General features: G+C 64.8%; 23 protein-coding genes, 1 tRNA gene and 1 other RNA gene. 23 read left to right on the top strand and 2 right to left on the bottom strand.

The features are described from left to right. Nucleotides 1-101 precede the first annotated feature (101 nt). The 15 genes from IGX34_RS22500 (at nt 102) to IGX34_RS12905 (ending at nt 13,600) form a co-directional block, all read left to right on the top strand. Entirely contained in the window at nt 102-269 is a 168-nt protein-coding gene (locus IGX34_RS22500) for a DUF1674 domain-containing protein (RefSeq protein WP_192556142.1), read from the top strand. A gap of 93 nt (nt 270-362) precedes the next feature. Further along, nucleotides 363-758: a succinate dehydrogenase, cytochrome b556 subunit gene (sdhC, locus tag IGX34_RS12970; RefSeq protein ID WP_192556141.1), complete on the top strand. Its 396-nt coding sequence runs from the start codon at nt 363-365 to the stop codon at nt 756-758. Then, nucleotides 755-1,150: a succinate dehydrogenase, hydrophobic membrane anchor protein gene (sdhD, locus tag IGX34_RS12965; RefSeq protein WP_192556140.1), complete on the top strand. Its 396-nt coding sequence runs from the start codon at nt 755-757 to the stop codon at nt 1,148-1,150. Before sdhC ends, sdhD begins: the two co-directional genes overlap by 4 nt. Nucleotides 1,151-1,155: 5 nt before the next feature. Further along, nucleotides 1,156-2,943, top strand: a complete 1,788-nt coding sequence (sdhA, locus tag IGX34_RS12960) for a succinate dehydrogenase flavoprotein subunit (RefSeq protein ID WP_192556139.1) — start codon at nt 1,156-1,158, stop codon at nt 2,941-2,943. 24 nt (nt 2,944-2,967) lie between these two features. After that, on the top strand, nt 2,968-3,750 hold the full coding sequence (locus IGX34_RS12955) for a succinate dehydrogenase iron-sulfur subunit (RefSeq protein WP_192556138.1): 783 nt from the start codon (nt 2,968-2,970) through the stop codon (nt 3,748-3,750). Between the two features lie 188 nt (nt 3,751-3,938). Then, nucleotides 3,939-4,187 (top strand): succinate dehydrogenase assembly factor 2, encoded by a 249-nt coding sequence (locus IGX34_RS12950; RefSeq protein ID WP_192556137.1) that lies wholly within the window; start codon nt 3,939-3,941, stop codon nt 4,185-4,187. Next, nucleotides 4,159-4,590 (top strand): hypothetical protein, encoded by a 432-nt coding sequence (locus tag IGX34_RS12945; protein WP_192556136.1) that lies wholly within the window; start codon nt 4,159-4,161, stop codon nt 4,588-4,590. Before IGX34_RS12950 ends, IGX34_RS12945 begins: the two co-directional genes overlap by 29 nt. A 129-nt stretch (nt 4,591-4,719) precedes the next feature. Further along, the gene (locus tag IGX34_RS12940; RefSeq protein ID WP_192556135.1) at nt 4,720-5,967 is read left to right on the top strand and encodes a lipoprotein-releasing ABC transporter permease subunit; all 1,248 of its coding nucleotides are present in this window, start codon (nt 4,720-4,722) and stop codon (nt 5,965-5,967) included. A gap of 4 nt (nt 5,968-5,971) precedes the next feature. Then, nucleotides 5,972-6,673: a lipoprotein-releasing ABC transporter ATP-binding protein LolD gene (gene lolD / locus IGX34_RS12935; RefSeq protein ID WP_225737433.1), complete on the top strand. Its 702-nt coding sequence runs from the start codon at nt 5,972-5,974 to the stop codon at nt 6,671-6,673. 165 nt (nt 6,674-6,838) lie between these two features. After that, nucleotides 6,839-9,130: a DNA internalization-related competence protein ComEC/Rec2 gene (locus IGX34_RS12930; RefSeq protein ID WP_338015468.1), complete on the top strand. Its 2,292-nt coding sequence runs from the start codon at nt 6,839-6,841 to the stop codon at nt 9,128-9,130. 112 nt (nt 9,131-9,242) lie between these two features. Next, a complete protein-coding gene (locus IGX34_RS12925) occupies nt 9,243-9,911 on the top strand; it encodes a MotA/TolQ/ExbB proton channel family protein (protein ID WP_192556178.1) in 669 nt (222 codons plus the stop codon). A 23-nt stretch (nt 9,912-9,934) separates the two neighbouring features. Continuing rightward, complete coding sequence (locus IGX34_RS12920) at nt 9,935-10,366, top strand: ExbD/TolR family protein (RefSeq protein ID WP_192556133.1); 432 nt, start codon at nt 9,935-9,937, stop codon at nt 10,364-10,366. Next, nucleotides 10,363-12,147, top strand: coding sequence for a lipid A export permease/ATP-binding protein MsbA (gene msbA, locus IGX34_RS12915; protein ID WP_192556132.1), 1,785 nt, complete (start codon nt 10,363-10,365; stop codon nt 12,145-12,147). The genes IGX34_RS12920 and msbA overlap by 4 nt, the downstream gene beginning before the upstream one ends. 4 nt (nt 12,148-12,151) lie before the next feature. Beyond that, the gene (gene lpxK / locus IGX34_RS12910; RefSeq protein WP_192556131.1) at nt 12,152-13,129 is read left to right on the top strand and encodes a tetraacyldisaccharide 4'-kinase; all 978 of its coding nucleotides are present in this window, start codon (nt 12,152-12,154) and stop codon (nt 13,127-13,129) included. A gap of 69 nt (nt 13,130-13,198) precedes the next feature. After that, nucleotides 13,199-13,600 carry a DUF6165 family protein gene (locus tag IGX34_RS12905; protein WP_192556130.1) on the top strand — a complete coding sequence of 134 codons (402 nt, stop codon included), beginning with the start codon at nt 13,199-13,201 and terminating at the stop codon, nt 13,598-13,600. 71 nt (nt 13,601-13,671) lie between these two features. Here the strand turns inward: IGX34_RS12905 and IGX34_RS12900 are convergent, their stop codons facing one another. Further along, nucleotides 13,672-14,718 (bottom strand): glycosyltransferase family 9 protein, encoded by a 1,047-nt coding sequence (locus tag IGX34_RS12900; RefSeq protein ID WP_192556129.1) that lies wholly within the window; start codon nt 14,716-14,718, stop codon nt 13,672-13,674. Between the two features lie 47 nt (nt 14,719-14,765). Between IGX34_RS12900 and IGX34_RS12895 the strand changes: the two genes are divergently transcribed. From IGX34_RS12895 to IGX34_RS12860, 8 genes are all read left to right on the top strand, one after another. Then, nucleotides 14,766-15,491 carry a 3-deoxy-D-manno-octulosonic acid kinase gene (locus tag IGX34_RS12895; protein ID WP_192556128.1) on the top strand — a complete coding sequence of 242 codons (726 nt, stop codon included), beginning with the start codon at nt 14,766-14,768 and terminating at the stop codon, nt 15,489-15,491. Continuing rightward, nucleotides 15,488-16,246 (top strand): MBL fold metallo-hydrolase, encoded by a 759-nt coding sequence (locus IGX34_RS12890; protein ID WP_192556127.1) that lies wholly within the window; start codon nt 15,488-15,490, stop codon nt 16,244-16,246. Before IGX34_RS12895 ends, IGX34_RS12890 begins: the two co-directional genes overlap by 4 nt. Nucleotides 16,247-16,332: 86 nt before the next feature. Continuing rightward, nucleotides 16,333-16,425, top strand: a tRNA-Ser gene (locus IGX34_RS12885). Nucleotides 16,426-16,536: 111 nt separating this feature from the next. Continuing rightward, nucleotides 16,537-16,633, top strand: an RNA gene (ffs, locus tag IGX34_RS12880) — signal recognition particle sRNA small type. A gap of 97 nt (nt 16,634-16,730) precedes the next feature. Further along, on the top strand, nt 16,731-18,398 hold the full coding sequence (gene dnaX, locus IGX34_RS12875; RefSeq protein WP_192556126.1) for a DNA polymerase III subunit gamma/tau: 1,668 nt from the start codon (nt 16,731-16,733) through the stop codon (nt 18,396-18,398). Between the two features lie 19 nt (nt 18,399-18,417). Beyond that, complete coding sequence (locus tag IGX34_RS12870) at nt 18,418-18,741, top strand: YbaB/EbfC family nucleoid-associated protein (protein WP_192556125.1); 324 nt, start codon at nt 18,418-18,420, stop codon at nt 18,739-18,741. A gap of 49 nt (nt 18,742-18,790) precedes the next feature. After that, nucleotides 18,791-19,390 carry a recombination mediator RecR gene (gene recR / locus IGX34_RS12865; RefSeq protein ID WP_192556124.1) on the top strand — a complete coding sequence of 200 codons (600 nt, stop codon included), beginning with the start codon at nt 18,791-18,793 and terminating at the stop codon, nt 19,388-19,390. An 18-nt stretch (nt 19,391-19,408) separates the two neighbouring features. Beyond that, nucleotides 19,409-19,753 carry a histidine triad nucleotide-binding protein gene (locus IGX34_RS12860; protein WP_192556123.1) on the top strand — a complete coding sequence of 115 codons (345 nt, stop codon included), beginning with the start codon at nt 19,409-19,411 and terminating at the stop codon, nt 19,751-19,753. 72 nt (nt 19,754-19,825) lie between these two features. On the opposite strand, the gene IGX34_RS12855 is transcribed toward IGX34_RS12860, so the two are convergent. Next, entirely contained in the window at nt 19,826-20,407 is a 582-nt protein-coding gene (locus IGX34_RS12855) for a Slp family lipoprotein (protein ID WP_192556122.1), read from the bottom strand. Nucleotides 20,408-20,439 lie beyond the last annotated feature (32 nt).

The following is a 20,439-nucleotide window of genomic DNA, read 5'->3' as shown; positions in this document are numbered from 1 at the left end:
CCCTATGGTGCAAGGCCGCAGGCAGGTGCCTGCAACGCCTTGGGCTGCGCGTCAACTGGTTGTGCCGCTATGCCGCAAGTATTACGCTTTTGGCGATAACTATGCCCGACACACCCTCCAAACCCGCCCTCATTCCCACCCCCGCGAATACGGAGCGCGCAGTGACGCCTGCTTCGCCCGCGCAGGAGCAGGAACCGGGCGGGCGACCGGCACCGGATCCCACGCGCTACGGCGATTGGGAAAAGAACGGGCGCTGCATCGATTTCTGAGCCCCCGCGCCAGACCGCGTCGTGGACGTGGCGATGGAGCAGGGGAGCAGTTGGCGGTGCGGGCATCAAGCGATTCCACCCAGGATAGCCGCCATGGCAGACACGCAACGACCGCTCTCCCCACACCTACAGATATATAAGTGGCAAGTGCAGATGGTGACCTCCATCCTGCATCGCGCCACCGGCATCGCCCTGGCCGTGGGCACGCTGATGGTCCTGTGGGGTCTTGTCTCGCTGGCCGCCGGCGAAGACGCCTTCAACCAGTTCAAGATCTGCAGCGGCAGCCCGCTGGGCATGATCTTGCTGATCGGCTGGACCTGGGCACTCTTCTATCACCTGTGCAACGGCATCCGTCATCTGGTCCAGGATGCCGGCGCCGGCTATGCCATCGCGCAGTTCGTCCGCTCCAGCTGGATGTCGATCATCGCCAGCATCGTGCTGACCATCCTGGTATGGGCTTACGTGCTGACTGCCGGAGGTGCCGCATGAGCACGAAAGCCAAGGATTTGCGCAATCCGCTCAAGCGCGCGCGCGGACTCGGTTCGGCCCAGTTCGGCGTCGGCCACTGGTGGACCCAGCGCGTTACCGCCGCCGCCTTGATCGTGCTGGGGCTGTGGTTCGTCAGCATGCTGCTCGGCCTGCTGCATGCCGACTACGCCAGCGCCCGCGCGGCGGTGGCCAAGCCGTGGAATGCGGTGTTGTTGATTGCCTTCGTGATCGCCATGTTCTGGCACGCCGTGCTCGGCCTGCAGGTGGTGATCGAAGACTACGTGCATACGCGCTGGAAGGAGATCGTCCTTCTCGTGGCGATCAAGTTCATCGCGGTGCTTAGCGTGCTTGCCTGCACGCTGGCGGTGCTGCGCATCGCATTGGGAGCATGAGGCCGATGGAAGCCTACAAGATTCAGCAGCACAAATATGACGTGGTCGTGGTCGGCGCCGGCGGCGCGGGCCTGCGCGCCACCTTCGGCCTGGCCGAAAAGGGCCTGAAGGCCGCGTGCATCACCAAGGTGTTTCCGACCCGCTCGCATACCGTGGCGGCGCAGGGCGGCATCGCCGCCGCGCTCGGCAACATGGGCGAAGACGACTGGCGCTTCCACTTCTACGACACCATCAAGGGGTCGGATTGGCTGGGCGACCAGGACTCGATCGAGTACATGTGCCGCGAGGCCATTCCCTCGATCCTGGAGCTGGAGCACTACGGCGTCCCGTTCTCGCGTACCGATGACGGTCGCATCTACCAGCGCCCGTTCGGCGGCATGACCACGCACTACGGCAAGGGCACCGCGCAGCGTACCTGCGCCGCGGCTGACCGTACCGGCCACGCCATCCTGCATACGCTGTACCAGCAGGCGCTGGCGCATGACGCCACCTTCTTTGTCGAATACTTCGCCATCGACCTGATCTGGGACAACGATGGCGTATGCCGCGGTGTGCTGGCGCTCGATATGAACGAGGGCACCCTGCACCTGTTCCGCGGCCAGTCCGTGGTATTGGCCACCGGCGGCTACGGCCGCGCGTACTTCAGCGCCACCTCTGCCCATACCTGCACCGGCGACGGCGGCGGTATGGTGCTGCGTTCCGGCCTGGCCCTGCAGGACATGGAATTCGTACAGTTCCATCCGACCGGCATCTACGGCGCCGGCTGCCTGATTACCGAAGGCGTGCGTGGCGAGGGCGGTTACCTCACCAACGCCAAGGGCGAGCGCTTCATGGAGCGCTATGCACCGAGCGCGAAGGATCTCGCTTCGCGCGACGTGGTCAGCCGCGCCATGACCATGGAAATCCGCGAAGGCCGCGGCGTGGGCGAGCACAAGGATCACGTGCATCTGAACCTGATGCACCTGGGGCCGGAAGTGATCCACGAACGCCTGCCGGGTATCGCCGAATCGGCGCGCATCTTTGCTGGCGTGGACGTCACCAAGGAGCCGATCCCGGTACTGCCCACCGTGCACTACAACATGGGCGGCATTCCCACCAACTATCACGGCGAAGTGGTGCAGAAGAAGGGCGACGATGTCGATGCCGTGGTGCCGGGCCTGTTCGCCATCGGCGAAGCCGCGTGCGTGTCGGTGCACGGCGCCAATCGCCTGGGCTCCAACTCGCTGCTCGACCTGGTGGTGTTCGGCCGCGCCGTTTCGCACCGCTGCGCCGAGCTGATCAAGCCGGGCACCGCCCACAAGGACCTGCCGTCCAGCGCGCTGGACCAGGCCCTGGCTCGCTTCGATGGCCTGCGCAACGCCAATGGCGGTACGCCGACGGCAAAGATCCGCGCCAACATGCAGCGCACCATGCAGGACGACGCCGCGGTGTTCCGCACCAGCGAGTCGCTCAAGGCCGGCTGCGGCAAGATCTCGCAGGTGTTCGACTCCTTCAAGGACGTGCGCGTCAGCGACCGTTCGATGGTGTGGAACTCCGACCTGATCGAAACGCTGGAGCTGTCCAACCTGCTGGGCCAGGCCGTGGCCACCATGTACTCGGCCGAGCAGCGGCATGAGAGTCGTGGCGCGCACGCGCACGAGGATTATCCCGAGCGCGACGACCACAACTGGCAAAAGCACACCATGGTCAGTGTCGACGAAAGCGGCAAGACCAGTTTCGACTTCCGTCCGGTGCACATGTACACCTTGACCAACGAGGTCGAAGTGGTGCCGCCGAAGAAGCGCGTCTACTAAGCATTACCGACTGGAGAGGCAATCGTGGCCGAGTTCACGCTACCCAAGAATTCGAAGATCCAGCCGGGCAAGCACTATCCGGCGAAAGACGCGAAGAAACCGCGTACGTTCCGCATCTATCGCTGGTCGCCGGACGACGGCCAGAACCCGCGCATCGACACCTATGAAGTCGATCTGGCCGCCTGCGGCCCGATGGTTCTGGACGCACTGCTGAAGATCAAGAACGAGATCGACCCTACGCTGACCCTGCGCCGCTCGTGCCGCGAAGGCATCTGCGGTTCGTGCGCGATGAATATCGACGGCACCAATACGCTGGCCTGCACCAAGGCGATCGAGGAGTGCCCGTCGGGTGACGTGAAGATCTATCCGCTGCCGCACATGCCGGTGGTGAAGGACCTGGTGCCGGATCTCACCCATTTCTACGCCCAGTTCGCCTCGATCAAGCCGTGGCTGCGCACGCAGAGTGCGGCTCCGGACCGCGAGCGCCTGCAGTCGCCGGCAGACCGCAAGAAGCTGGATGGCCTATACGAATGCATCCTGTGCGCCTGCTGCTCGACCAGCTGCCCCAGCTACTGGTGGAACGGCGACCGCTACCTCGGTCCGGCGATCCTGCTGCAGGCCTATCGCTGGATCGTCGATTCGCGCGATGAGGACACCGGTGCGCGCCTGGACGATCTGGAAGATCCGTTCAAGCTGTATCGCTGCCACACCATCATGAACTGCGCGCGCACCTGTCCGAAGGGCCTGAACCCGGCCAAGGCGATTGCGGAGATCAAGAAGCTGATCGTGGAACGTCGATCGGCTTGATCTTTGAAAGACGACGTAGGTTGGGTTAGCGCAGCGTAACCCAACCATTTCGCTACCAAGCGGCGTTATTGAGTTACGCCCGGATCAAGCCCGGGCTAACCCAAGCTACGAAGATGGCGCGCATCTGGCGTCACCGCCTGCGAACGGCGCAGCGTACGAGCACTGCCTCGGATCCGAAGGAGGGAAGGGTGGACGAAGCACGTCTCAAGCGCCTCCGCTGGCGCACCCGCCGCGGCACTCGCGAACTCGACGCCTTGTTCGGCGGCTGGCTGGAAACGTCCTTTCCCACTGCCGACGAGGCCACCCGCCAGGCCTTCGAAGAACTGCTCGAAGTGCAGGACCCGGACCTGTGGGACTGGGTGATGGGCCACGCCCGCCCCACGCGTGCGGACTGGCAGGCGATCATCGATGACATCCGCACCCGCCATCGGCTTTGAATACGGCCCGTCGCGCTGGCTGGCCTGGCTGTTGATGCTTGTAACCGCGCTGGCGGAGCTCGCCATCCTGCTCTCCGGCGTGCCCTTCGTGCTGAAAGCGATCCTGGCGCTCGGCGCCTGTCTGGCTTGTTACCTCGCGGTGCGCGGGTTGCGCGTGCCGGTCCGGGCGGTTGGGTGGGCGCTGCACTCGGGTTGGACCTTGCGCGACACCGACGGTGCGGACGAGCCGGCTACGCTGCTTTCATTCCGCTGCCTGCAGGGCATGATTCTGCTGCGTCTGGCTGGCCAGCGGCGCGGCCAGCTGGTGCTCTGGCTGATGCCCGACAACAGCGATGCGGATATCCGGCGGCGCCTGCGCATGCGCCTGGCCATGCTGTCGGCGGCACCGGAAGCGGATAACTAGCCCCAAGTTGCCGCCATGCCCGGCTTCGGGCACTCTGCGCGCGCGGCATGGTCCCAGCATGGCCCCGGACGATCGGCGATCACCGGGCGTATGCAAGACCCGCCATCCGACCCCACAAGCGACCCATCCATGTTCCGACCGCTCGAGCTATTCATCGGCCTGCGCTATACGCGCGCCAAACGGCGAAACCAGTTCATCTCGTTTATTTCCACCGTCTCCATCGTGTGCATCACTATCAGCGTGATGGCCTTGATCACGGTGATGTCGGTGATGAACGGCTTCGACGATCAGTTGCGCACGCGCATCCTGGGGGCGATTTCCGATGCGACGGTGGCCGGGCTGCCGGGCGAAAGCGTGCAGAACTGGCAGTACGCGATGAAGACGGTGCAGGACAACCCGCACGTGAAAGGCGCGGCGCCGTATGTGGAAATTCAGTCCTTCCTGCAGGCGCAGCGCTCCAGCGGTGCGATGGTGCGCGGCATCGATATCTCGCTGGAACCGAAGGTGTCGGATATCAACAAGCACATGATCTCCGGTTCGTTCGACTCGCTCACCCAGGGCGACTGGAATATCGTGCTGGGCAAGGAACTGGCTTTGCAGCTGGGCGTCAATGTGGGTGACCGTGTCACCGTGGTGGTGCCGGTGCTGCGCGCCAATCCGCTGCTCGGGTCGCTGCCGCTGATCAAGAGCTTCAAGGTCAGCGGCATTTTCGAGATGGGCATGGAAGAGTTCGATTCCGGACTCGGCCTGATCAATATGCACAACGCGGAGAAGCTGGCCGGCGTCGATGGGCCCACCGGCATCCGCCTCAAGCTGGACGACATCTACAACGCCGGCCCTGTTGCGCGCGAGCTGGCCAATGCGTTGGGCCAGGTCTATGAAGTGACCACTTGGATGGACAGTCACGCCAATTTCTTCTCCGCCATTTCGATGGAGAAGCATGTGATGTTCATCATCCTTTCGCTGATCATTCTGGTGGCAGTGATCAACCTGATTTCGATGCTGATGATGCTGGTCACCGACAAGCAGGCCGATATTGCGATCCTGCGCACGCTCGGTTCTACGCCGCGCAGCATCATGGGCATGTTCATGGTGCAGGGCGTGCTGGTGGGCGTGGTCGGTATCGGCTTCGGCGTCACGCTGGGCTCGCTGCTGTCGTGGCAGTTGCCGCGCATTGTGAAGTGGATCGAGCACCTCACCGGCATCACGTTCCTGTCGCCCGACGTGTATTACATCAGCGAAGTGCCCAGCAAACTCGACTGGCACGACGTGACCTGGGTGGCGCTGATCACCTTTGCCTTCTCCCTGCTTGCCACGCTGTATCCCGCCTGGCGTGCATCGCGTACCCAGCCGGCGCAGGCGCTGCGCTATGAATAAGCCCATGAACAACACAGCCACCGACATCGTGCTGCGCGCCAGCCATATCGCCAAGACCTATGAGGAAGGCGGTCTGCACACCAAGGTGCTGAGCGATGTGAGCTTCACCCTCAAGCGCGGCGAAACCTTGTCGATCGTGGGCGCCTCCGGTTCCGGCAAGAGCACCTTGCTGCACATCATCGGCGGTCTGGATACGTTGACCGGCGGCGAAGTGGAAGTGGAAGGGCAGCAGCTGTCCAAGCTGTCCGATGCCGAGCGCGGGCGCGTGCGCAATCGTTCGATGGGCTTTATATACCAGTTCCATCACCTGCTGCCGGAATTTACCGCGCTGGAAAATGTGTGCATGCCGCTGCTGATCCGCGGCACTGGCATCGCCGAGGCGCAAAAGCAGGCCCGCACGCTGCTGCAGCGGGTCGGCCTGGGTCAGCGCCTGGAGCACAAGCCGGCCGAGCTTTCCGGCGGCGAACGCCAGCGTTGCGCGGTGGCGCGCGCGCTGGTGACGCGTCCTTCCTGCGTGCTGGGCGACGAGCCCACCGGCAACCTGGATGAAGACAACGCCGCGCAGGTGTACGCGCTGATGCTGGAGCTTAATCGTGAGGTTGGCACCAGCTTTATCCTGGTGACGCACGACAACCGCCTGGCGGCGCGCATGGATCGCACGCTGGAACTGCACAACGGCGAGCTGCGCGAAAAGCAGATCGGCTGATCCGGCGATCGGCAGGCCGGCGCGCATTGCGTCGGCCTGCTCGAATTGCCGCCCATTCCCTCAGTAATACGCGGCCGCCCCCTACACGGAGGTGGCCTGCACCTGCGCTAGCTTGCTGTTTTTCGCAAGGAGCGGCGTGTGCGGCGAACAGGGCCATGGCCAGGTGTGATCTCGACAGCGCTTGCGCTGCTGGCGGGCGTGCTCGCAGTGCAATGGCTGCCGGTATTGCCATCGCGTTGGCTGATGGGCGGCCTGCTGGCAGTTGCCATAGCGATGGCATGGCGAATCGCCGCATTGCGGGTGCTATCGGTGGCCTTGCTGGGATTGGTGTGGGGTGCGTGGCACGGCAGCGTGGCCATGCAGGCGCGATTGCCGGCGGCATGGGAGGGGCGCGACTTCAGCGTTACCGGCCATGTGGTCGATTTAGCGCAGATTAGGCCTGACGCGGTCCGCTTCCAGTTCGAAATCGACGGCATGTCGGAGCATGGACAAACCAGGCCGTGGCACGGCCTTGCCCGCATCAGCTGGTATGGACAGCCGCCCGCGGCGTTGGAACCTTGCTCGCGCTGGCAGCTGCTGCTTCGTTTGCGCCGTCCGCGCGGCATGGTCAATCCTGGCGGTGTCGATAGTGAGCGCAGCGCCTTGGCGCGAGGTGTCGCGGCGGTAGGTTACGTGCGTGACGATGCCGCCAATCAGCGGCAGCCGCATACGCCATGGTGTCTTGATCGATGGCGCGCATCGCTGGCCGACGACATCCAGGCGCGCGTCGCCGACACGCATGATGCGGCCTTGCTGCGCGCGTTCACCCTGGGCGATACGCGCGGTTTGGGTGTGCATGACTGGGAAGTGGCGCGTGCCAATGGCATTTCCCATCTGATTGCGATTTCCGGTTTCCATGTCGGCGTGGCAGCGGTATTCGGTGTCTGGCTGTGCGCCTTGATCTATGCGTCTTGGCCTGGGCTGGCCTTGCGCTGGCCGTATCCGCCGGTGCGTGCGCTGTCGGCGCTGATCTGGGCCTTTGCGTATGCCGGCCTGGCCGGCTTGGGCATGCCTACCGTACGCACGGTGCTGATGATTGCCGCGGTCGCCCTGGCGCGCTGCTGTCGGCGCAGTGCAGCCGGTGCGCATAGTCTGGCGCTGGCCTTGCTGGTCATCTTGCTGATCGATCCGCTGGCCGTGCTCGAAGCGGGATTCTGGCTGTCCTTTGTGGGCGTGGGGTTTCTGATGCTGTGCCTGCAGGCACAAGGGCGTGGCTGGCGTGCGTTTCTGCACGAGCTCACCGTGGGGCAGATCGTGATGACGGTGGCCTTGCTGCCGCTTACGTTGTGGTTCTTCGGCGAAGCGTCGCTGGTCGGCGCCTTGTCCAACCTGGTGGCGGTGCCGTTCGTCAGTTTTGTGATCGTGCCGTGTGCGCTGGCCGGCTTGCTGCTGCTGATCGTATGCCCGCCGCTGGCAACACCGGTGCTGTGGCTGTCCGCACGGTTGACGCATGCGCAATGGTGGTTGCTGGAATACATGGCGGCATGGCCCGGTGCGCACTGGTACCTGCCGGCAGTGCAGCCGCTGGCGCTGCTGCTGGCCACGCTCGGCGCCGCCTGGTTATTCATGCCGCGTGGCGTGCCGTTGCGCGCGCTGGGTGCGCTGCTGTTTCTGCCCTTGCTGTGGCCGGTGCGATCGTTGCCGCCAGTGGGTGCTTTCCGGGCCTGGATGCTGGATGTAGGGCAGGGCTTGTCGGTGGTTGTGCGCACGCATCGCCATGCGCTGGTCTACGACGCAGGCGCGCGCTATCCGTCGGATTTCGACCTGGGTCAGGCAGTGGTGCTGCCTTCGCTGCATGCGCTCGGTGTCGAGCAGTTGGACATGCTGATGGTGAGCCACGCCGACAATGACCACGCGGGTGGCGCGCCAGCCGTGGCGGCGGCATTTCCGCAGGCGCGCCGTTACGCGGGCGAACCTGCGCGCATGCATCCGGCGATGGACGCCTGCGTGGCCGGACAGCAATGGGAATGGGATGGTGTGCGCTTCCGGGTACTGAGTCCGAACGGTGCGGCAGCGGCATCGACCGCCAACGATCGATCCTGCGTATTGCTGGTAGAGGGGCCTGGCGGCCGCCTGCTGCTTACTGGCGATATCGCCGCCGACACGGAGCCGCAGGTTGCAGCTGCACTGAAGCCCGGGCCGCCGTTGGTGCTGCAGGTGCCTCATCACGGTAGCCGCACGTCGTCCAGCGCAAAGTTTCTGGCCGCAATCAGGCCGTCGCTGGCGGTGGTGTCGGCCGGCTGGCGCAATCGTTTCGGCCATCCGCGGCCGGAAGTGCTGCAGCGTTATGCGCAGGCCGGCGTGCCGGTCTTCAATACCGCGCTGGAAGGTGCCGTTCAGCTGGATTTTCCGGTCGACGCCGCGCCTGCGGCCACCGCCCGCTGGCGCCGGCTGGAGCGCCGCTACTGGCGGGAGTAATGGCCGTGCGGCAGATGCCGGATGCGTGGCGTAGGTCAGAGCATCGCCGGACGACGCTGCTATCATGCCCGCTTCTAGCAGGCGGCAAGACCAGGAGCGGATTGTGGGTGACTTGGGTCATATTCTGATGGCTGGCGGCTGGGCAATGGCGCCGATCCTGCTCTGTTCGGCGGTTGCCCTGGCGATCGTGCTGGAGCGCTGCTGGACCTTGCGCCGCAGCTCGGTGCTGCCGTCCGGGCTGGCCCAGGAAGTGCGCGAATGGGCGCGCTCGGACCAGCTCGATCCGGCCCATCTGGAAAAACTTTCGACCGGCTCGCCGCTGGGCGAACTGCTGGCCGCCGCGCTGGCAGTGCGCACCCGTCCGCGCGAACTGATCAAGGAGCGCATCGAAGATACCGGCCGCCATGTGGTGCATCGCATGGAGCGCTATCTCAACACACTCGGCACCATCGCCCTGATCGGCCCGCTGCTCGGCCTGTTCGGCACGGTGATCGGCCTGATCCGCATGTTCATGCAGGTGATGGTGGGCGGCATGGCCGATCCGACCAAGATGGCCGGCGGCATCGGCGAAGCATTGATTTGCACCGCAGCCGGCCTCACGGTAGCCATTCCGGCTTATGTGCTGCACCGCTATTTTCGTTCCAAGGTAGCCGGCTACTGCGTCGATATGGAAAAACAGGCCACGCTCTTGCTGGATGACCTCACCTTCGCCGCGCCGCCGGCATCTGCTCCGCGTCCGCGCCGCACACCGGCTGCCGCGGGCGACAAGACCTCGGTCTGAGCGACGGCGACAGGTGCTGACCCATGCGTATCGGTAACGACCGCCGCGGCGACGATTTCGAGATCAACGTGGTCTCGCTGATCGACGTGCTGCTGACCTTGTTGATGTTCTTCGTGCTTACTACCACTTTCGTGCAGCATTCGCGGCTCAAAGTGAACCTGCCGCAGGCCAGCGCGGAAGATCGCGACATGCAGCAGCCGGCGATTACCGTGATGGTCGATCGCGAAGGCCATTTCTATGTCGGCAGCGACGAAGTGCCCGGCCAGAGCGTGGACGCGGTGAAAGCGGCCATCGAGCGCGTAGCCGGTGACGACCGCAACCAGACCGTCACCATCCGCGCCGATGCCATGACCGCGCACCAGAACGTGGTGACGGCGATGGATGCACTGGGCCAGCTGGGCTTTACCCATCTTTCCATCGCCACCACGCCGACGCAGTCGGAAACGGACCAATGAGCAGCAAAAAAGTTGCGCTGTGGGATGCTGAAAGCCGGCGCACCTACAAACGGCTGCTCGGCTATTCCGCACGCTACTGGCCAGTGGTGCTGATCACCATCATCGGTTTTGCGGTGGATGGCGGCTGCCTGGCGTTCTTTACCGACAAGCTGCGGCCGATCATCGACGATCTGTTCGCCAAGAAAGATCCCTATCTGATCTTCTGGATGCCGATCTGGATCATCGCCATCTTCATGGTGCGCGGCGTGGCCACCTTCGTCAGCAACTACGGCATCGGTTATGTCGGGCGCAACGTGGTGCAGGCGATGCAGTGCGATGTATTCGGCGCCTATCTGCGGCTGCCGGCGACTTTTTTCGGTACCGAGCATTCCGGTCACCAGATTTCGCGCATCACCTTTACCAGCGAACAGGTAGCCGGCGCGTCCACCGATGCGCTGAAAGTGGCGGTGACCGAAACCGTTACCGTGATCGGCATGTTCTACGTGATGCTGAGCAACAGCGCCTATCTCACCATTGCGCTGTTGCTGCTGATTCCGGCCATCGTGCTGATCGCCACCGTGGTCAGCCGCCGCTATCGCGTCATCAGTCGGCGCATCCAGGGCATGATGGGCTCGGTCACCGGCACGGTCTCCGAAGCGGTGGAGGCACACCGCGAAGTGCGCATCTACGGCGGCCAGGAGCAGTCGGCGGAGCGCTTCAAGCAGGTGTCCGATCATGCGCGCTATCTCAATCTGAAGATCATCGCGACCGCAGCCACCTCCAGTTCGTCGATCCAGACGGTGGCATCGTTTGCGCTGGCCGGCCTGGTGTTCCTGGGTTCGCGTCCGTCGGTGATCGACAGCATTTCGCCGGGTGTGTTCGTTACCGTGCTTACCGCGATGGGCGGCATGCTGCCGTCGCTGAAGCGCCTGACCAATGTGCAGGCGACCATGCAGACCGGCATCGCCGCGGCAGAAAACCTGTTTGCAGTGATCGACCTGCCGCCCGAAGTGGACCACGGCAGCCAGGTGCTGGGGCGCACCAAAGGCGATCTGCGTTTCGAAGACGTGCGCCTGGTGTATGCGCGCAATGATTTCGAGGCGTTGTCGGGCGTGAACCTGCATTGCGCGCCGGGCACCGTTACCGCGCTGGTCGGCCGTTCCGGCAGCGGCAAGAGCAGCCTGGTCAGCCTGCTGCCGCGCTTCAACGCGCCCACCGGCGGGCGCATCCTGCTCGATGGCGAAAACTACGAGTCGTATACGCTGCCCTCGCTGCGCCGACAGATTGCCTGGGTCGGCCAGAGCGTGGTGCTGCTGGACGGCACGGTGGCGGAAAACATCGCCTACGGCGAACTGGCCGGCGCGAGCGACCAGGACATCATCGCCGCGGCCGAGGCGGCCAATGCGATGGAGTTCATCCAGCGCCTGCCCAAGGGCATCCACAGTCACATCGGCGAGGGCGGCAATATGCTGTCCGGCGGGCAGCGCCAGCGCATCGCCATTGCCCGCGCCATTCTCAAGAACGCGCCGATCCTGGTGCTGGACGAAGCGACCAGCGCGCTGGATACCGAATCGGAGCGGCTGATCCAGCAGGCCCTGCAACACCTGATGCGCGACCGTACCACCGTGGTGATTGCGCATCGCCTGTCCACCATCGAGCACGCCGACCAGATTGCGGTGATGGAGCAGGGGCGCATCATCGAGCGTGGCACGCATGCCGAGCTGATTGCGCAGGGCGGCCATTACGCGGCCCTGCATCGCATGCAGTTCAACGAACCGTCCTTGGCGGTGGCGGCCGTCTGATGCGATGAGCCTGGCCGAGACGCTGCAGCGCGGCTGGTATGGCGAGGGGCATCTGCCCTGGTGGTGTTATCCGTTGGCCGCGCTGTATGGCGCGGTGGTGTCGATCCGCCGCAACCTGTATCGCATGGGCTGGCGGCGCAGCGTGCGGCTGCCTTGCCCGGTGATCGTGGTGGGCAACATCACGGTAGGCGGGGCCGGCAAAACGCCGCTTACCCTGGCCCTGGTCGATGCATTGCGCGAGCGTGGTTACCGTCCCGGCGTGGTCAGTCGCGGCTATGGCGGCACGCAGCGTGGGCCGCTCCTGCTCGGCGATGCGCCGAATCCGGCCGAAGTGGGCGACGAGCCTGCCTTGATCCGCGCCGCGGGTGTTGCCGTGGCCATCGGCCGGGATCGTCCGGCAGCGGCGCGCTTGCTGCTGGATGCCGGTTGCAACGTGATCATCGCGGACGATGGCCTGCAGCATTACCGCCTCGCGCGCGATATCGAAATTTGCGTGATCGATGGCGAGCGCCGTTTCGGCAATCGGCGCGGGTTGCCGGCTGGTCCCTTGCGCGAACCGCTGAGCCGGCTGTCCGCCGTCGATTTCCGTGTATGCAATGGCGGCGATGCGCAAACCGGCGAAGTGCCGATGCGTTTGCGCGGTGGCAGCGTGCGCGCACTGATCGATGGACATGCGCAGCCCGTAGGCAACTTCTCCGGCGCCCGCGTGCATGCGGTGGCGGCAATCGGTCATCCGCAGCGTTTCTTCGCCAGCCTGGCGGCGCAGGGCATCGAGGTGATTCCCCACCCGTTTGCCGATCATCACGCGTTCGTGCCTGCGGACCTCGCTTTCGGCGATGGCCTGCCGGTGCTGATGACGGAAAAAGATGCGGTGAAATGCCGGGCTTTCGCCCATGCCAACTGGTGGAGCGTGCCGGTACAGGCCGAGCTGCCGCCCGCTTTTTACGATGCGCTGCAACGGCGCCTTGCCGCCAAAAGCTAAACCCCGGGGCGGGGCGGTATCATTGGCCCCCTTCCGGCCGCAGGCCGATCTCTTCCGTACGAGGTTTTCATGAGCCTGATCCAGGTACCGGTATCTTTCGGCGAGCTGATCGACAAGATCACGATTCTCGAGATCAAGTCACGCCAAATCTCCGACCCGGCCAAGCTGGCCAATGTGCACACCGAATTGGAGCTGCTCAATACCACCTGGGGCAGCCATCCGGCATCGCAGACCGACATCAGCAAAGAGCGTGCGCGCCTGCTGGCGGTGAACGAGGCGCTGTGGGATATCGAGGATCGCATTCGCCTGAAGGAACAGGCGCAGGAGTTCGATGCCCAATTCATCGAGCTTGCGCGTGCGGTGTATTTCCAGAACGACGATCGCGCGGCGGTAAAGCGCGAGATCAATCTGAAGCTGGGCTCGCAGCTGGTCGAGGAAAAGTCGTATCAGGATTATCGGCAGAAAAGCTGAGCCATCGCCAATGCGTAGGTTGAGTTGCCCCGGACTTGATCCGGGGGTAACCCAATCGGCATATCGACGCGCTACTGGCTGATACCCATCGCCAGTGCCGCCGCCTCAAAACGCTCGATGACCTCGTCCACTTCGATCAGGTCCATTACGCCGGGATATTCGATCTTGCTGCCCCAGGGAATCTCGCTGGCTGGCCTACCCAGGTATTTGCGTGAGGCGGCGTCGTATTTGTCGACGCACCAGCGCCGGTCCGAATAAGGCCCCGAACGCGCCGGATTGCTCGCGGCATGCAGGCCGAGCACTTTCATGCCGACGGTGTTGGCCATGTGCATCGGACCAGAATCCGGCGTCAGCAGCAGCTGTGCGCGGCAGAACATCGCCATCAGTTTCTTGAGCGTGTCCTTGCCGGTGAGGTCGAGCGGTGCGTGGTGGCAGGCAGCCAGCACGGCATCGGCCATTGCGCGTTCGGCCGGCGAGGGACCGCCGATCAGCACCACGCGCCAACCGCGAGCCGCCGCATGATCCATGACGGCGGCGTAGCGCTGGGCCTGCCAGTTGCGCAGCGCATGGCTGGAGGTAGGGCTGACCAGCAGGGTCGGCTGGTCGCCGGGCAACTGCTCCGCGGCCCAGGCATGGTCCTGCTCGGCAATCGGAATATCCCAGCGGATGTCGGTCTGCTGCAGGCCCAGCGGCTCGCAGAAACTGCCGATGGCCTGCAGCACGTGCTCGCCGGTGCGGGCCGGAATGCGCTCGTTGATCACCAGGCCGTGCAGGTCCTTGGCGCGCGCGTGGTCGTAGCCGATACGCCGCCGTGTCTTGATGCCCAGGCTGAGCAAGTTCGAGCGCATCGCCACCTGCATTTGCAGCAAGGCATCGAAATGGCGGCCGCGCAGCCCGGACCAGACCGCGCGTATGCCGGCCCAGCCGGCGCCCTTGTCGAACGTGACAAATTCCACCCCCGGCAGGTCGCCCACCAGCTTGCGTTCCAGCTTGCCCACCAGCCAGGTCAGCGAGGCTTGCGGATAAGCCTGCTGCAGGGTGCGCACCAGCGGCACCACATGGGTGACGTCGCCGATGGCCGAAGTGCGCAGCAGGCAGATGGAGCGGGGATCTGACATGTAGAATCGCCGGGGCAATGAACCAGAACGGAGCCGCAGCAGCACCGATGCACGAGCAACTGCGCCAAGACGCCGAAGGTGCGATTCTGTTCGACCCTGGCGTGTCGCCACAAGTCGATGGCCGCTGGTTCGATCCCGGTTATTGGCGCGAGCGTGCAGCCCTGAGCGTCCGTGGCGGCGGCCGCGGCGGCGTGGCGGTGATCGCCACCCCGGCCGGCGAATGCGTGTTGCGGCACTACCGGCGCGGCGGCATGGTGGCCCGGCTGCTGGGTGACCGCTACCTGTGGACCGGTGCCGACAGCACCCGCAGCTTTGCCGAATTCCGGCTGCTGCAAGCGATGTACAAGCTGGGCCTGCCGGTACCGCAGGCGGTTGCGGCGCGCTATCAGCGCAGGGGGCTGCACTATCGCGCCGACCTGATCACGCAACGCATTCCCGCTGCGCAGACCCTGGCCGAACGGGTCGTCGAGCGCTTGCTGGATGCCGAACTGGCGCAGGAAGTGGGCGCGCTGGTGGCGCGCTTTCATCGCGCCGGCGTGTGCCATGCGGATCTCAATGCGCACAATGTGCTGGTGGCGCCCGATGCGCTGTATCTGCTCGATTTCGATCGCGGCCGCATGCGTGCGCCGGAGCAGGGCTGGCGCATCGCCAATCTGCAGCGGCTGCGGCGATCGCTGTTCAAGCTGGGTGCGGCGCCCGATGGCGAGCCGGCGTTCGACCAGCAGATCTGGACACCTCTTCTGTACGGCTACGAGCGTACGTTAAGCGCATGACTTGGCATCTGCACTTTCTTGGCACGGGCGCCGCGCACGCGGTCGAACTCGGTTCCTCTTCCGCGGTGGTGGAGCGCGACGGCAAACCGCTGCTGCTGATCGACTGCGGTCCCGATACGCTCGACCGCTATCTGGCCGCGTACGGCGAACTGCCGCAGAACATCTACATCACCCACACGCATATGGACCATGTGGGTGGGATGGAACGACTGTTTACCCGCCTGTGGTTCAACGAAGCCTTGCGCGGACGCACGCGCGTGTTTGCGCATGCAGCGCTGGTGCCGTGGCTGCAGGCACGCATCGCCGATTATCCCGGCGTGCTGGCCGAGGGCGGCGTGAACTACTGGGAGGCGTTCCGGCTGGTGCCGTGTTCGCGCGGGTTCTGGCTGGAGGGCTGGTGGTTCGACGTGTTTGCCACCCGCCACCACCGGCCGGATACCTCGTTCGGCATCGGTCTGCACGGCAGCTTCGTGTTCACCGGCGATACGCGGCCGATTCCCGAAGTGCTGGCGCACTACGCCGAGGCGCCGGCACTGATCGCGCACGACTGCGGCCTGCACGGCAATCCGTCGCATACCGGCATCGACGATATCGAGCGCGACTACGAGGCCGCTTTACGCGAGCGCTTGCTGCTTTATCACTACGGCAGTGCCGCCGACGGCGCGGCGCTGGCCGCGCGCGGCTACCGCATTGCCGCCACCGGCGAGCGGATCGCGCTGACGCCGCCGGCACCGCCGCGCGCCGACGCCGGCTGAATCCCTCTCTTGTCTGCATTGGGTCCAGCCGTTATCCTTCCGATTCTTTGCCGGGCTCCAAGACGGCGAAAGGGTTTACCCAGTGCGGAGAGATGTCCGAGTGGTTGAAGGAGCACGCCTGGAAAGTGTGTATACGGCTTATCCCCGTATCGAGGGTTCGAATCCCTCTCTCTCCGCCAGTAATTGAAAAGTGCGACGGCACGGAGCCTGGCGCATTAAAACAGCGAGATGGACACCGGTTATCGAGCCGGCAACCATCCCGGGCTTCGATGCCCACCCTATGGTGGCCCCGTCGGTCCCCCCGCGACGATAGTTCGCAAACCCCGCCAGGTCCGGAAGGAAGCAACGGTAGCGGATGATTCGGGTGCCGGGGTGTGGCTGGCGGGGCCGCCGCCTTTTCGGCTTGCGACAGCCTTGCATGACTTGCCCTGAACGACTTGGCACAATCGGGTTCTGGCCCATCTGCCTCTGAGCACTCCCACGCATGTCTTATCAGGTACTCGCGCGTAAATGGCGCCCCCGCAAGTTCGCGGAACTGGTCGGTCAGGAGCACGTCGTACGCGCCCTGACCAACGCCCTGGACAGCGGGCGCATGCATCACGCGTACCTGTTCACCGGTACGCGCGGCGTCGGCAAGACCACCATCGCGCGCATCTTCGCCAAATCGCTCAATTGCGAGCGCGGCGAATCGGCCGATCCCTGCGGTGAATGCGCGGTCTGCACGGCGGTCGATGCGGGCCGCTTCGTCGACCTGCTGGAAATCGACGCCGCCAGCAACACCGGCGTGGACGATGTGCGCGAGGTGATCGAAAACGCGCAGTACGCACCGGCGCGCGGCCGCTTCAAGGTCTATCTGGTGGACGAAGTTCACATGCTGTCCAAGCCGGCGTTCAACGCCTTGCTGAAGACGCTGGAAGAACCGCCGCCGCACGTGAAATTCCTGCTTGCCACCACCGATCCGCAGAAGCTGCCGGTGACGGTGCTGTCGCGCTGCCTGCGCTTCAATCTGAAGCGCCTGCTGCCCGACCAGATCTCCGGCCAGATGCATCACATCCTGGGTGCCGAACATATCGAGTACGAAGAGGCGGCGATCAGCGAATTGGCGCGTGCCGCCGACGGTTCGCTGCGCGATGGCCTGTCCTTGCTGGACCAGGCCATCGCCTACGGCGGCGGTTCGCTGAAGGCCGACGATGTGCGCGCGATGCTGGGCAGTGTCGAGCGCGGCCAGGTGCTGGGCCTGCTCGATGCGCTGGCGGCCGGCGACGGCGCGGCGCTGATGGCCGAGTGCGCACGAATTGCTTCGTTCTCGCCGGATTTCGGCAGCGTGCTGGACGATCTGGCGGCAGCGTTGCATCGCATCCAGCTGACCCAGCTGGTGCCGGGCTACCGGCCGGATGCCAATGAAGGCGGCGACACCGCGCTCGGCGCCCTGGCCGAACGCCTGACGCCCGAGGACGTGCAGCTTTACTACCAGATCGCCACCACCGGGCGCCGCGATCTGGCGCTGGCGCCGGATACGCGCACCGGCTTCGAGATGGCCATGCTGCGCATGCTGGCGTTCCGTCCTGGCGACGATGCCGCACCAGCCACGGCCACAGGCGGCCAGCGATCCACGCCCGCGGCTCCGCCACGTGCACCGGCGCCTGTGCCCAGCACCCAGCCGCCGGCACGCCCGGCTGCGCCGCCAGCGGCAGCGCCTCATCCCCAGCCGACGCGGGAAGCCGCCGTTGCCGCAGCGCCCGTTCAACGCATGGTGGACAATGGCGGCCTGCCCGATTGGGAAGGCCTGATCCAGCGCGCCGACCTGCGCGGTCCGCTCGGCCAGCTGGCACAGAATTCCGCCTTGCAGGGCAGAGACGGCAACACGCTGATCCTGGCTTTGCAGCCGACCTATATGCACCTGGCGGTGGAACCGATCGTGGGCCAGATTGCCGATCGCATCAGCGACGTCATGGGCCAGCCGATCAAGCTGCGTTTCATCAGCGACAGCCATGGCGCCACGCATACTCCGGCGGCACGTGCCGCGGTAGCGCGCGGCGAGGCGCAGTCGGCGGCTGAAGCCTCGATCGAGGGCGATCCGCTGGTGCAGGCGCTGAAGCGCGAATTCGGCGCACGCGTGGTGCCGCAATCGATCAAACCATTCGAATCCTGATATTCCGGAGCACACAGTTATGAGAGGACAACTTGGCCAGCTGATGCAGCAGGCGCAGCGCATGCAGGAAGACATGAAGCGCGCGCAGGAAGAGATCGCCAAGCTTGAAGTGACCGGTACCTCCGGTGGCGGCCTGGTCAGTGTCGTGATGTCGGGCGCGCATGAAGTGCGTCGCGTGCAGATCGATCGCAAGCTGTTTGCGGACGATCCGGAAATGGCCGAAGACCTGGTCGCCGCGGCGATCAACGACGCGGTGAACAAGGTGGCCGAGGCGAGCAAGAACAAGCTGGGCGGCGTCACCTCCGGCATGAATCTGCCGCCCGGCTTCAAGATGCCGTTCTGATTTCCTCCCCGTGTTCCCCGCTCCGATCGGAACAGGGGAGTAAAGGCTTATGAGCAGCTCTCCTCTTCTCAGCGAACTTATCGAGGCCCTGCGCTGCCTGCCCGGCGTGGGCGGCAAGAGTGCGCAGCGCATGGCCTTCCATTTGCTGGAACGCGAACGCGAGCGTGGCCTCAAGTTGGCTGCAGTGCTGCAGCAAGCCATGCAGAACATCGGCCACTGCGCGCGCTGCCGCAATTTCAGCGAGACGCCGCTGTGTTCGATCTGCGCCAGCAGCAGCCGCGATCGCCATGTGCTGTGTGTGGTGGAATCGCCGACCGATCTGGCGGCCATCGAACAGGCCACCGGCTATCGCGGGCAATACTTCGTGCTGATGGGCCGGCTCTCGCCGCTGGATGGCCTGGGGCCGGAGGAGCTGGGGCTTGGTTTGCTGAGCGAGCGGCTGGGCGAAGGCGACGTGGAAGAGCTGATCCTGGCCACCAATCCCACCGTGGAAGGCGAGGCGACCGCACACTATCTTGCGCAGCTGGCGCGCGCCGCCGGCATTCGTCCGACCCGGCTGGCGCACGGCGTGCCGCTGGGCGGCGAACTGGAATACGTGGATCGTGGCACGCTGGCGCATGCTTTCGGCAGCCGGCAGTCCGTGGAATAAACCGCTAGGGAGATACGTATGGCCGACACCATTTTCGGCAAAATCGTCCGCCGCGAAATTCCTGCCGACATCGTCTACGAAGACGATGACGTGCTGGCCTTCCGCGATCTCAATCCGCAGGCGCCGGTACATGTGCTGTTCGTGCCCAAGCACGCCATCGCCACCTTGAACGATGCCGGCCCCGCCGACGCCGAGCTGCTCGGCAAACTGCTGCTGGCTGCGGCCAGCTACGCCAAGCAGCACGGCTTCGAGAAAGACGGCTATCGCACCGTGATCAATTGCAACGAGCACGGCGGGCAGACGGTGTTCCATCTGCACGTGCACTTGCTGGCTGGCCGGCGCATGACCTGGCCGCCGGGCTGATCGGCCGACGTTGAATGGCGCACAAAAAAACGCCGGCATGTGCCGGCGTTTTTTGTTGAGCGATCGGAACGATCAGCGATGGCGGACCACGATGACCGGCGGTGCATACCAGCCGCCACCCCAGCCCCAGCCGCCGCCCCAGCCCCAACCGGGACCCCAGTACGGACCCCAGAACGGGTCGTACCAGCCCGGACCGTAGGGATAGCCGGCCATCACTTGGCGCTTCGGCCACAGGTAGACCACGTTCGCTTCCACGCGCGGATAGGCGTAGTCGTAATCGCCGACCTTGCGCGTCATGGTGCCCTGGATGGTGCCGGTGACGGTGATCTCGCGACCGGGCTTGAACACTTCAGGATCGTAGAAGCCGGTGCGGCAGGCGACGAAGCGGCCCTGGCTGTTGTTGTTGTCGCGTACCGGACGGGCTTCGCTATCGAGCGGACGGCCCAGCACGTAGAAGCAGGTCGACTGCTGGCCGGGCTCGGTGCTGATGATGTCGCCGCCCCAGCGCACTTGCGTGCCGTTGGCGGGACTCTGTTGCGCACTCAACGAATTGACGTTGGCGAAATTGCCTTGCAGCGGCTGCGGCACAGTGGCGCAGGCGGCCATCAGGGTGCAGACGGCTGCGAGGCTGAGAATTCGGTACAGGGGAGACATGGTGTTTTTCTCCATCGTGGGCGGTTGCATGC

The sequence above is a fragment of the Dyella acidiphila genome, from assembly GCF_014863405.1.
Classification (GTDB): domain Bacteria; phylum Pseudomonadota; class Gammaproteobacteria; order Xanthomonadales; family Rhodanobacteraceae; genus Dyella_B; species Dyella_B acidiphila.
The sequence above is the reverse complement of the archived record's forward strand: the minus strand, read 5'-3'. Positions and strand labels throughout refer to the sequence as shown.

What these genes read in the sequence shown, in the direction of transcription:
- IGX34_RS12895 (WP_192556128.1), top strand. Translation starts at nt 14,766, where the DNA reads ATGCACGAGCAACTGCGCCAAGACGCCGAAGGTGCGATTCTGTTCGAC.
- IGX34_RS12870 (WP_192556125.1), top strand. Translation starts at nt 18,418, where the DNA reads ATGAGAGGACAACTTGGCCAGCTGATGCAGCAGGCGCAGCGCATGCAG.
- IGX34_RS12860 (WP_192556123.1), top strand. Translation starts at nt 19,409, where the DNA reads ATGGCCGACACCATTTTCGGCAAAATCGTCCGCCGCGAAATTCCTGCC.
- IGX34_RS22500 (WP_192556142.1), top strand. Translation starts at nt 102, where the DNA reads ATGCCCGACACACCCTCCAAACCCGCCCTCATTCCCACCCCCGCGAAT.
- msbA (WP_192556132.1), top strand. Translation starts at nt 10,363, where the DNA reads ATGAGCAGCAAAAAAGTTGCGCTGTGGGATGCTGAAAGCCGGCGCACC.
- sdhA (WP_192556139.1), top strand. Translation starts at nt 1,156, where the DNA reads ATGGAAGCCTACAAGATTCAGCAGCACAAATATGACGTGGTCGTGGTC.
- IGX34_RS12920 (WP_192556133.1), top strand. Translation starts at nt 9,935, where the DNA reads ATGCGTATCGGTAACGACCGCCGCGGCGACGATTTCGAGATCAACGTG.
- IGX34_RS12855 (WP_192556122.1), bottom strand. Translation starts at nt 20,407, where the DNA reads ATGTCTCCCCTGTACCGAATTCTCAGCCTCGCAGCCGTCTGCACCCTG.
- IGX34_RS12890 (WP_192556127.1), top strand. Translation starts at nt 15,488, where the DNA reads ATGACTTGGCATCTGCACTTTCTTGGCACGGGCGCCGCGCACGCGGTC.
- IGX34_RS12900 (WP_192556129.1), bottom strand. Translation starts at nt 14,718, where the DNA reads ATGTCAGATCCCCGCTCCATCTGCCTGCTGCGCACTTCGGCCATCGGC.
- dnaX (WP_192556126.1), top strand. Translation starts at nt 16,731, where the DNA reads ATGTCTTATCAGGTACTCGCGCGTAAATGGCGCCCCCGCAAGTTCGCG.
- IGX34_RS12945 (WP_192556136.1), top strand. Translation starts at nt 4,159, where the DNA reads ATGACATCCGCACCCGCCATCGGCTTTGAATACGGCCCGTCGCGCTGG.
- IGX34_RS12905 (WP_192556130.1), top strand. Translation starts at nt 13,199, where the DNA reads ATGAGCCTGATCCAGGTACCGGTATCTTTCGGCGAGCTGATCGACAAG.
- sdhC (WP_192556141.1), top strand. Translation starts at nt 363, where the DNA reads ATGGCAGACACGCAACGACCGCTCTCCCCACACCTACAGATATATAAG.
- lpxK (WP_192556131.1), top strand. Translation starts at nt 12,152, where the DNA reads ATGAGCCTGGCCGAGACGCTGCAGCGCGGCTGGTATGGCGAGGGGCAT.
- lolD (WP_225737433.1), top strand. Translation starts at nt 5,972, where the DNA reads ATGAACAACACAGCCACCGACATCGTGCTGCGCGCCAGCCATATCGCC.
- IGX34_RS12940 (WP_192556135.1), top strand. Translation starts at nt 4,720, where the DNA reads ATGTTCCGACCGCTCGAGCTATTCATCGGCCTGCGCTATACGCGCGCC.
- sdhD (WP_192556140.1), top strand. Translation starts at nt 755, where the DNA reads ATGAGCACGAAAGCCAAGGATTTGCGCAATCCGCTCAAGCGCGCGCGC.
- recR (WP_192556124.1), top strand. Translation starts at nt 18,791, where the DNA reads ATGAGCAGCTCTCCTCTTCTCAGCGAACTTATCGAGGCCCTGCGCTGC.